This window comes from Paenibacillus hodogayensis (assembly GCF_039536325.1).
Taxonomy (GTDB): Bacteria; Bacillota; Bacilli; order Paenibacillales; family NBRC-103111; genus Paenibacillus_AB; species Paenibacillus_AB hodogayensis.
Map to the genome: position 1 here is coordinate 347,572 of NZ_BAAAYO010000002.1, position 10,935 is coordinate 358,506.

9 protein-coding genes are annotated in these 10,935 nt (G+C 58.5%); all 9 read right to left on the bottom strand.

Translation table 11 applies throughout. The annotated features are described in order from the left end of the window. Positions 1-28: 28 nt before the first annotated feature. The 9 genes from ABD796_RS07045 to ABD796_RS07085 all read right to left on the bottom strand — a co-directional run bounded on the left by ABD796_RS07045 (position 29) and on the right by ABD796_RS07085 (position 10,537). Complete coding sequence (locus ABD796_RS07045; RefSeq protein WP_344905067.1) at positions 29-781, bottom strand: amino acid ABC transporter ATP-binding protein; 753 nt, start codon at positions 779-781, stop codon at positions 29-31. Then, positions 778-2,217 carry a 4-hydroxyphenylacetate 3-hydroxylase family protein gene (locus ABD796_RS07050; protein ID WP_344905070.1) on the bottom strand — a complete coding sequence of 480 codons (1,440 nt, stop codon included), beginning with the start codon at positions 2,215-2,217 and terminating at the stop codon, positions 778-780. Before ABD796_RS07050 ends, ABD796_RS07045 begins: the two co-directional genes overlap by 4 nt. A 91-nt stretch (positions 2,218-2,308) precedes the next feature. Next, positions 2,309-3,574, bottom strand: coding sequence for a 4-hydroxyphenylacetate 3-hydroxylase C-terminal domain-containing protein (locus ABD796_RS07055; RefSeq protein ID WP_344905073.1), 1,266 nt, complete (start codon positions 3,572-3,574; stop codon positions 2,309-2,311). A gap of 37 nt (positions 3,575-3,611) precedes the next feature. Continuing rightward, on the bottom strand, positions 3,612-3,932 hold the full coding sequence (locus ABD796_RS07060) for a 4Fe-4S binding protein (RefSeq protein ID WP_344905076.1): 321 nt from the start codon (positions 3,930-3,932) through the stop codon (positions 3,612-3,614). Next, on the bottom strand, positions 3,929-5,515 hold the full coding sequence (locus ABD796_RS07065) for an FAD-dependent oxidoreductase (RefSeq protein WP_344905079.1): 1,587 nt from the start codon (positions 5,513-5,515) through the stop codon (positions 3,929-3,931). The genes ABD796_RS07060 and ABD796_RS07065 overlap by 4 nt, the downstream gene beginning before the upstream one ends. 190 nt (positions 5,516-5,705) lie before the next feature. Continuing rightward, complete coding sequence (locus ABD796_RS07070; protein ID WP_344905082.1) at positions 5,706-6,728, bottom strand: LacI family DNA-binding transcriptional regulator; 1,023 nt, start codon at positions 6,726-6,728, stop codon at positions 5,706-5,708. A gap of 969 nt (positions 6,729-7,697) precedes the next feature. Continuing rightward, positions 7,698-8,885 carry an aminotransferase class I/II-fold pyridoxal phosphate-dependent enzyme gene (locus tag ABD796_RS07075; protein WP_344905085.1) on the bottom strand — a complete coding sequence of 396 codons (1,188 nt, stop codon included), beginning with the start codon at positions 8,883-8,885 and terminating at the stop codon, positions 7,698-7,700. A 92-nt stretch (positions 8,886-8,977) separates the two neighbouring features. After that, positions 8,978-10,072 (bottom strand): site-2 protease family protein, encoded by a 1,095-nt coding sequence (locus ABD796_RS07080; RefSeq protein ID WP_344905089.1) that lies wholly within the window; start codon positions 10,070-10,072, stop codon positions 8,978-8,980. A gap of 93 nt (positions 10,073-10,165) precedes the next feature. Next, on the bottom strand, positions 10,166-10,537 hold the full coding sequence (locus ABD796_RS07085) for an arsenate reductase family protein (protein WP_344905092.1): 372 nt from the start codon (positions 10,535-10,537) through the stop codon (positions 10,166-10,168). Positions 10,538-10,935 lie beyond the last annotated feature (398 nt).

Below are 10,935 nucleotides of genomic sequence, written 5' to 3' on the forward strand. Positions count from 1 at the left end.
CGGTTGCATGCAGCCTTTGCCTTCTGCTTCAGATCACAAAACTCCAATCCGGATTGAGACGGCTCAAAAACCGTTTCGTGCGCTCCTCCTGCGGATGATCGAATACGTCCCGGGGCGTGCCTTGCTCGACGATCTTCCCTTCATCCATAAATACTACGCGGCTGGACACTTCGCGGGCAAAATTCAGCTCATGCGTCACGACAATCATCGTCACGCCCTCGCGGGCGATATCGCGCATCACCGCCAGCACCTCGCCGACCAGCTCGGGGTCCAGCGCCGAAGTCGGCTCGTCGAACAAAATCACCTCGGGGTTGATCGCCAGCGCCCGGGCGATGCCGACCCGCTGCTGCTGACCGCCGGACAGGGCGCTCGGGTAAGCGTCCGCCTTGCCGGACAGACCTACCTTCTCGAGCAGCTCCAGGCTGCGGCGGCGGGCCTCCTCCTTCGGCATTTTCTGGACGACTACGAGTCCCTCCATCACGTTTTCCAGCGAGGTTTTATGCCGGAACAGGTTGTACTGCTGGAACACCATCGCCGTCTTGCGACGCAACAGCGTCATCTCGGATTTTTTGGCCGCACCGCAGCGCACATGAAGCGAACCGATCGTCACCTCGCCGTCCTGGGGCCGCTCCAACAAGTTGATGCAGCGCAGCAGCGTCGTTTTGCCGGAACCGCTCGGCCCGATAATCGCCACGACGTCCCCTTTGCCCACGGTCAGATCAATGCCTTTGAGCACATGGGTTTTGCCGAAATATTTGTGGATGTTGGTAAGCCGAATCATCGGAAGCCTCCTGCCGCGAGACGCGCTTTCACCTTGTCCAGCAGCGGCTGCTTGTCGTACTCCTCGTATTGCCTCGCATGCGTGCGCTCGGGATCTCCGCCGTAATAGCGCTCGTACAGTACATGGCGCGCCCCCAGCTTGCTGCCGGTCAGTTCCCAATTGAGCTTCAGCAGTTGGATCCGTTCCTGTGCGCTGCGGTCGGCTCCGCGGAAATACTCTTCCAGTCGCGGACCGAGCGGACCGCGGAAATCGGCCATGGTCGAAGGCGCCTGAAGAACGCCCGATGCGGACAGCAGCTGCAAAATTTCTACGGCTCGGGGATAAAAACGATTCATCAAATTTTTGGCCGTTGTCAAAGGCTTTCCGTTCGCCAGCCATACGCCCGCTGGATGCCGTACCGGATTGCGCTCGGACACGAGCAGCAGCGCCTTGATCGCCTCGATCTGGTAGAACAGCTCGGCCAGCTTATCCTGGACGTGGGCGAATTTCTTGATACCGATCGAATCGGCCAGCTCGTTGCCGACGGCGGCGACGAATTCCAGCCGGTTCACCGAGCGGACGATGTTCTCGTGAACCGAGAGATTGCCGACAATGCTCTGGGAACGCACTTTCCACAACAAGTCCGGATCGTTTTTCACGAGCACCCGCTCCCACGGAATGAGCGCATCGTCGAAAATGACGACCGCATCCATCTCATCGTACCGCGAGCTGAGCGGGTGGTCCTCTTCGTTCTCGGAGGCGAACGATTCGCGGCAAAGCAGATGGACTCCCGGAGTTCCGACGGCCACGAAAAACATCAATGCATAGTCTTTTTCCGAGGCTGGAATAGGCTTTAGCGGGGATACGATAATCTCGTCCATATACGGGGCGCCCGTCGCGATCATCTTGGCTCCGCGCAGAACGATACCTTCCTCGGTTTCGCGCACGATCCGGACCGCCGTATACAGGTCGCCGAGCTGGGATGCCAGCTTGGTCCGGTCGATCTGCGGATCGTGGCCCGCCGAGGTGACCAGCAGGTTGCGGTCCCGCACATCCCGGTAATAGCGCTCCATCCGCTCCGCATAATGCGGCTGGTCCGGAACCGCAAACGCCCGGTTGATATACAGACCGGTCACCTGCGAGCGGTACGAGCCGCCGAGCCGGCTCATCGTGCCGAACGAAGCATCCGTCCAGATTTCAAACGCCCGGCTGCGGCGGGCGATGTCCTCCACACGCTCCGGCACGAGAAAGGCATTATGCGAGCGCACGCCCGTATCCGTTTCAAACGTCAGCTCTCCGCCAACCTCCGGGTCGTCCTGCAAAGCGACCGTTCTCGCCACTGTTTTCACCGTTCCGCTGAATACCGGGTGAGTCGTCAAATCCGCGACCCGCTCGCCGTTCACCCACACGTTCCTGCCGTCCTGCAGCCGCTGTAAATAGTTGCTCGCTTCCGACACAGACTGCACCTTCCTTTATCGTCATTTGGCTTGCCTGGCGTTCTGGCAGCGGATCACCGTCCATGTTACGCCTACTCTTCGGCATGCTCGCCTACTCCGCGGCATGCTGCCGCCAAAACCGGCGGTATCGCTCCTTGAGCGGCTCCAGCGGGTATCCGGCATATATAGCGGTGCCCTGCTCGGCGGAATCGCCGAAGGCATATTGCACATGCAGGCTGCGCAGCGCAGCCTGCGTGCTGCCGGTCAGCGACTGCACCCAGCGCAGCAGCGCCGCGTCCTCTTCCGTTCCGTGCGCGTGCGCGGCCGGAGCGTCCAGCTGCCATGCGGCGCTGAACCGGTTCAGCAGTTCCAGCGTCAGCCGGTAGGCGGGCCCGAACGCCCGCTTGGCCGCTTGAAGCGGAAGAGGGGCCGGGACGAGTGCGCCTGACGCGCTGCGGACGGCTTGAAGCTCGGATGCTTCCAACAGCGCCTTTACCGTCTCCAAGCCTTGAATCGCCTCGGCCAGCTCCCCTTGAGCGGCGAGCTGCTTGTGCAGGACTCCCTTCTCCGCTACCGCAAACAGCGTGCCGGCCATCAGCTCCAATTCCTCGAGCTGCCGGGCAAGCCAGCGGTATGCCGGGTACGCGGAAGCCGCAGGGGCGCCCAGCAGTGCCGAGACATCCTTTTCGCTGCGGTCCACGAGGACGCGTTTCCACGGAATCTGCACCGCTTCATAAACAACGTTAACGAATGACGTCAGCTCCGGGCGCGTCTGCACAACAATGCGCGGATCGTCGGCGGGCACGAGCGCAATGGTGACCGGCGTCCGGCCGCCCTCCTCATGCAGCAGCACGAGCAGCTCGTCGGCGAACAAGGCGTCTGCTTCGAACGTTTGTGCTCCGCTCAGCACGAGCCCTTCCTCCGCATACACCGCCACCGGATCGGCCGTCCTCGACGGATGAATCGGTCGTACCGGCTGCAAGCTCGTCGTGACGACCGCGCCCTTCAAGCGGCTGGCGGCAAACCAGTCCGCCAAACGGTCTTCTTCCAACCGTCCGGCCAGTTCCTCATGCTCCCGCAAGGCGTACCACGAAGCCAACAGCGAATGGGCGTAATCGGCCACCCCTCCGGCAAAGACGCTCGCTCCTCCGGCCAAACTGCGGAAGCCCTCCCGGCTCGCACGCAGCTCATCGCGCGAGACCGGGTACCGGTACGCCGCCGCGCGCAGCGGATGGGCGGGATCGTCGAGCAGCTCCGCCGCCGCACGATAGGAGCGCTCGTCGTCCACATCCCCCCGCGATATTCCGCCCGATGTCTCGTCTTGATCGTATCGACCCCGACGATAGCGGGCTGAACGTTGTTCGCTTTGCTGAATCATCGTTGCTCATCCCTTCTCTTGCGTTGTCAGACCGGCTTTACAGTTTCATAAGCGGTTTGTCCTCACTTGCTTTTTCCGCCTTCTTCCGTTTGTTCCAGTCGAAGCTGGACCGGTAGCTGCCAAGCAGCCCCCGCTCCTCGACATCCTTTTCCAATACGGCCACCGCCTGCTCGGCAAACGGCGTCACATAAAGCGCGTCGACCGGGCAGTAAAGCTCGCACATAAAGCACGTCTGGCAGTCGGACTGCCGCGCAATGACCGGAACCCCGTCCTCCGTCGCTTCGAATACGTTGGTGGGACACACTTTGACGCATTGATTGCAAGAAATGCAGCGGTCTTCGCTCAACAGCTCGATCATCGTCCGGCTCCTTCCGACAACGGCTTCACCCAGACTTGGTCCAGCCCGCCGCTGATCAGCCGGTCTTGCTGCAGCGGGTCAAGCTCCGGAAATTCCTCGCGGCGGTGCATCCCGCGCGTTTCCTTGCGCTCCAGACCGCTCGCGTACATCCACCGCGCGGTGGCGGCCATCGCCACGCTCTCCCTGGCCCGTGAGATGTCCGCTTCCCCGCTATGGACCCCGTGCTTCAACTGCTTCCACAAATCGTCCAGACGGCCGATCGATTGTTTCAGCCCCTCGCCGGTTCGGAACCAGTTGCGGTCGTACGGCAATACCTCCCGCTGCACGGCTTGAACGATTTCCCCGTACGCGGTGCCGCCTTTGCGTCCGGCCGAGAGCGGGATGTCCGTCTGCTCCGCAAGCCCTTTGGCGCTGCGGCTCAAGCCTTGGCCTCCCAGCGTCTTGGCGTACTTGGCCGCCGCCTCGCCCGACCAATAGCCCGATGACATCGCCCAAGCCGAGTTGTGGCTGCCGCCCCCGGTAAACCCGCCGCAGATCAGCTCCCGCGTCGACGCATCGCCGGCCGCATAAAGACCGGGCACCCCGGTGGCGCACTGCTCGTTGACGATATGAATGCCTCCCGTGCCGCGAACCGTCCCTTCAAATCGCAACGTAATCGGGAAGCGGTCTGTAAACGGATCGATGCCCGCGCGGTCGAACGACAGGAAAAAGTTGGGTTGGAACAGCCGCATCCCTTTCCGGGTCTGCTCGTCGACATTTTTGTCAAGACATGCGTATACCGGCTGATCGATCAGCGTACGGGCAATGACCGAGCGGCCCCGCTGCGCTCCGGCGCCTTCGATGATCGTGCCGTCCTCGCGGTAAAAGGTGGCCCATTTGTAAAAAGCGGATTTCGTCACCGGCGAGAATGCCGGAGCGATCGAATACGCGGTGGAAAACTCCATCCCCGACATCTCCGCTCCGGCTTCCGCCGCCATCAGATAGCCGTCGCCGGTCAGCACGTCCGTGCCAAGCGCTTTGCTCAAAAAAGCGCACCCACCCGTTGCGATTACAACGGCGGAAGCTTCGACTCGCCAGGCGGTCCGCGTCTGCTTGTGGACGCCCGCCGCCCCTGCGACTCCATGCGTATCGGCCAGCAGCTCCAGCGCCGGGCTATGATCGAGAATGCGTACCCCCGCCTTCTGTACGTGGCGCCGCATGAGCCGCATGTAGGTCGGACCGCTCAAGCTTTTCCGGTACGACCGGCCGGCTTCGTCAAGCGGGAACGGGTACCCCCATGCCGCGATCTCGCTCACGTTGGCATACGTCCGGTCCAGCACCCTCCGCATCCATTCGCGGTCCGCCAAATACCCGCCAAGCTCCTCGCGGCTCTTCATCGCCTCCACACGCTCTTGCGGATCGGGCTCCACATACCATACGCCCGTCCCGGAAGGAGCCGTCGCCCCGCTCGTACCGCAATATCCTTTATCGGCAAGCACGACCTTGGCTCCCTCGCGGGCAGCCGTCAGCGCCGCCCAGCATCCTGCCGGCCCGCCTCCGATGACGAGCACGTCAGCGCTTATCCGCGTTTGGTCCTGGCCCATCCTGTCTCCTCCTTCGTAGCAGCTCCTGTTTTTCGTTTCAAACAAAAAACAAAGGAGACAACAAAGCGCCGTATTCCGCGCATGTTTGCCTCCAGTTGACCGGTAGCCGCTTATTCTCGATAGGTTACTCTTTTTGCTCTTTTGCTCCTCGGCATTTTTAAATCGATTTAATTTTTGCTGAAAAAAACGATTATTGCGCGCCGCATGAGCCGCGAATAATCAGTTGGGGCGATACGAGCGTCTGCCTCTGCTCCAGCGGTTCCCCGTTCAGCATATGGATCAGCTTCTGGGCGGCCAATGTGCCGACCTGCGCCATCGGTTGGTCGATCGTCGTAAGAGCCGGAGTCGTGATCGTCCCCATCTCCAGATTGGTACAGCCCGCTACCGCAACATCGTGCGGCACCGATAAGCCCAACTGCTGCAGCGCCCGCATGGCGCCGATAGCCAGTCGATCGTTGCCTCCGAAGATCGCGTCGAAGACGAAGCCGCCGGCATGAAGCTGCCGAGCCGCGTCGGCCCCCGATTCCATCGAGAAATCTTTCCCGATCACCATGGAAGGGTCGAAGGGGATACCGTAATCTTCAAGCGCGCTTTTGTAGCCCGCCAGCCGGTCGATGCTCACCTGATAATGCTGTGGCGTAGAAATATGGGCGATGCGCCTGCGTCCCTGCTTCAGCAAATGCTCGGTTGCCTTGTAGGCGCCGCCGAACTCGTCCCGCTCCACCGTCGCCACCTCTCCGTCGTGCCATTTGCCGAGATATACGACAGGCAGGCCGGAATCGAGAATGCGCAAAATATGGCGGTCGCGGACCGTCGCCGGCCACAAAATGATGCCGTCCGCCCTGCGGTTGCGTACGATCTTCTCGTAAGCCGCCGTCTCATCCGCTTCGGACGGAGCCGTGGAGACGAGCAGGTGGAAGTGATTGTGCACAAGAACCTCTGATATGCCTTGAAGCAGATGAACCGTATACGGATGGGAGAATGCAAACCGCGGCGTGTTGGGAAAAATAAGCGCGATCGTCTCCGCTTTCTTGGCCCGAAGGCTCCGTCCGATCTCATTCGGCACATAATTAAGCAGGCTTGCCGCCTCTTCCACGGCTCGTCTCGTTTTCTCTTTGACCCGCCTGTCTCCCGACAGAGCCAGCGACGCCGTGGCGGTCGATACCCCTGCCTTGCGGGCAATATCCTTTAAAGTCACATGAGTCGTAGTCATGCCGCTTCCCTGATTCTTTCTTTTTAAATCGATTTAATAAATTCATAGTAAACCAATTAGAATACACAGTCAAGACAAATTTTCCCTCGTTTTTCGTGTGCTTTACGATAGTTGCCGCGATTAAAAAAATTACCTCCGGTCTCAACCTGAAACAGGTAAAGGCCGGAGGTTGATCATAGGGGACAATCCGGTTGGGGGTTGGGTTGGGTTGGCGCTTCTTTCACTTCCCAGAAAACCTTATCCTTGTAAACTTGTACAGAAGTCGATTAGACAAAAACAAAGCCCGCACTTTTCATTATGACAACTGCCGCCTCTCACCAAACCAAAGCTAGTTTGCACAAGAGAAGCAAGTTAGTGCTCGAAACAACCTTATCGCCACAAAAAGAAGCTTCTTTTCGCGGAAATAGCGCTCCTTCGAACACTACGCCCTCCCGTAACCTATCGTACCGAGGCCAGTTTTCACGAGAGAAGCAAATTAGTGCTCGAAACAACCTTATCGCCGCAAAAAGAAGCTTCTTTCGCGGAAATAGCGCTCCTTCGAACACTACGCCCTCCCGTAACCTATCGTACCGAGGCCAGTTTTCACGAGAGAAGCAAGTTAGTGCTCGAAACAACCTTATCGCCGCAAAAAGAAGCTTCATTCGCTGAAATAGCGTTCCTTCGAACACTACGCCCTCCCATAACTTACCGTACCGCGGCCAGTTTTCACGAGAGAAGCAAGTTAGTGCTCGAAACAACCTTATCACCGCAAGAAGAAGCTTCTTTCGCGGAAATAGCGCTCCTTCGAACACTACGCCCTCCTGTAACTTACCATACCGAGGCCAGTTTTCACGAGAGAAGCAAGTTAGTGCTCGAAACAACCTTATCGCCGCAAAAAAAAGCTTCTTTCGCTGAAATAGCGCTCCTTCGAACACTAAGCCCACTTGCAACTCCGTTCTCTCACTCCCTCATTCCTCTTACGCGAACCCATTACCCCTGAGGATCCCGTTCGCGTAAAAAACGGCCGATACGCCTGACCGCTTCTTCCAGTTTGTCCTCTTCCTGCACAAGGGCGAATCGCACGAATCCGCGTCCCTGTTCGCCGAAAGCGTCCCCCGGAATTACGACAACACCCGCAGATACCAGCATTTCCCGGGAAATTTGTCGAGATGTCCATCCTGACGGAATCGGCGCCCAGACGAACATTGTCGCCTGCGGCTTCGGCACGTCCCAGCCCGCCTCGCGCAGCCCGTCCACGACCAGATTTCGTCTCCGCTCATAGATTGAAGCGACCTCCCAGCCGGAACCGGACACCGCATCGTCCAACGCAGCGATTCCCGCCTCCTGAACGGCCGAGAACACCCCGTAATCGATATTCGTCTTCAAGGTCCGCAGCGCTCCGACAGCTTCGGCATTACCGACCATAAAGGCGATCCGGCAGCCGGCCATGTTGAAGCTTTTCGACAACGAATGAAATTCGACGGCGACCTCCTTCGCCCCCGGCACCTCCAGCACGCTGCATGGGCGGAACCCGTCGAATGCCATCTCGGTGTAAGCCGCATCGTGTACGAGCAGCAGCTCGTGCTTGCGCGCATAATCGACAAGCCGCTCGAAAAAGTCGAAGTCCGCCACCGCCGACAGCGGATTGCTCGGATAGTTCAACAGCATAAATCGGGCTTTGCGGGCCGCTTCCTCCGGAATATCGTCCAGCTTAGGCAAGAAGCCATTATCCGCGCTCAATGGAAGCAAATAAGGCTTTACACCCGCCAAAACGAGACTTGCCGAATAAATCGGATAGCCCGGGTCCGGCACGATGGCCAAATCGCCAGGATCGGCGACCGCCATTGCCAGATGGGCCAAACCGTCCTGCGACCCCATCAAAGTCGTTATTTCCCGTTCCGGGTCGAGCTGCACGCCGAAGCGGAAATCGTACCAGCGGGCTACGGCAGCACGAAAAGCCGGACTCCCTTCCGAAGTCGGATACCCATAATGAACGGGATTGCGCGCAGCAGCGGACAGCGCCTCCATAACCCGCTGCGAAGGCGGACGGTCCGGGCTGCCGATCCCCAGGTCGATAATCTCCAATCCTTTGGCCGCCGCTTCCCGCTTCCATTCCGCCACTTCCGAAAAAATAGCCGACCCCAGAAGCTGAAGCCGGCTCGAACCTATCCCTTTCATGCTAACCCTCACCTTGACGAAGCCTAACGATGGATGGAAGCGATTTACGGAAGCCACTCCCGTTGCGATCCATTCCTTCGTGCGGCTCGCTGTTATTTTCGTAACGAATGGAAAAACCCACCCTGCTCGTTCATCATCAGCTGCACCAGATCCAGCAGAACGAACAGCGCAATCGCGAGCGCCCCGTAGCTGATGCCGAATCTCCAGCGAACCTTCTCCGGCACTTCGTAATAGTTCTCGATTTCGTGCGGCTCGTAGTCGATCTGATAGCGCAGGACGACGACCTTCGGCGTCTGCTGCCAGCGCCGCTCCACCTTGGTGCTGAACACGGAGCGGATCAGGCCTTGCTCCTGCATTTTGACCGGATGCACGACATCGGCTTCCTCCCAATTGATATCCACCCACTGTTTGCCGTCCATATCGGAATAGGTGCGGTACGGCAGCGGCTCGCGCTCGCTGAACGGAATGAGCATCCAGTTCTCGCCGGGAATTTGATCGAAGGGCACTTCGATTTTGCCCCAGCACGAATATTCGGCTGCTTTGCCGCGGTGAACGATATATTTGGAGAACAAGTCCCATACGAACAAAGCCCACAGCACGAAGAACAAAAACGACTTCAAAAAGATGACCGCAAACAAGCCCCCCGCCGCACCGGCGACCCATAGCCAGCGCGTAACGGATGAAGCGATCCTTCCTCCGTCCAGCGGGTGAATCGGCAGCAGATTGATCAGGTTCAGCGTAAAGCCGATATAAGCGATCGCGTAGAACAGCGAATGGCCGGTGAACAACCCGATTAGAAACGATACGAACGCCCCGATCGTGCCGACCAGCGGCCCGCCCATCGCGATATACGCTTCCGTCGCCGCATCGCGCGGATTGCGCTTCATCATAATCAGAGCGCCAAGGAACGGGATGAAGAACGGAGCCGTGACTGGAATGCCCTTTTGCCTGGCAGCGGCGACATGGCCAAGCTCGTGCACGAGCACCATTACCGTCACGCCAAGCGCAAACTCCCATTGATAAAACCACGTGTAAATCGCGGTCGCGACCGCCATGCTCAGCAGTGCGCCGCTTTTTTTGCCCAGTCGCAAAAACTGCAGCAGCGTCTTGATGCCGGCAATCGAGAACAGACTGACGGTACCCGGCTCCGAGTTCCCTTCACGGATTGGCTTGACTTGCCGTTTCATGGCCCCGGCCCCCCTTTTATCTCTATCTCTGCATTATGTATGGACCTGTGCCCTTGAAGCGCTTGTTCGATCGTACAGACGAGGGTTCGTCGGCTACCGCTTCCACACCCGCTCGTACTCGTCTTCCTTGAATCCGACGGTTACTCGCTCGCCGTCGGTGACGATCGGACGCTTGATCAGCCGGCCGTTGGAGGCGAGCAAATCGATCATGTCCGCTTCGTTCATTTCCGGCAGCTTGTCCTTCAGCTGCATTTCGCGGTACACCTCACCCGAAGTATTGAAAAACTTCCGGATCGGCAAGCCGCTGCGAGCAATCAACTCGGCCATCCGTTCGCGCGAAGGCGGGGTGTCGAAAATATCGACCGTCTCGTCGGGCTTGACCCCCTTCCTGTCCAGCGACTTCAGGGCGTCCCGGCACGTGCTGCATTTCGGATATAAATAAACGGTAACCCGTTTCTCGCTCATGGGGCGGTTCCTCCTAAAAACATGATGTAGGTTGCGGGCAGACGCCAACCGCAGGACCAGGCGCAATGCACTGTCCCGGCTGCCCTCGAAAGAATCTTTTCTTAATGTTACGAACATTTAACTTCGCTAAAGCGCAACCTCTAAAACTCGGATGTACCTCTTCGAAAAGGCTTCGAATCGGAAGCTTTTCTTGACGTTACAGAAAGTTAACTTCGCTAAAGCAAGACGCGAAGCGAGGTGCGACTTTCTGTACCAAGAGAAGCAACCATTAAAACTCGGATATACTTCTTCGAAAGGCTTCGAATCGGAAGCTTTTCTTAACGTTACAGAAAGTTAACTTCGCTAAAGCAAGGCGCGAAGCGAAGTTAACTTTCTGTACCAAGAAAAGCAAAAATTAA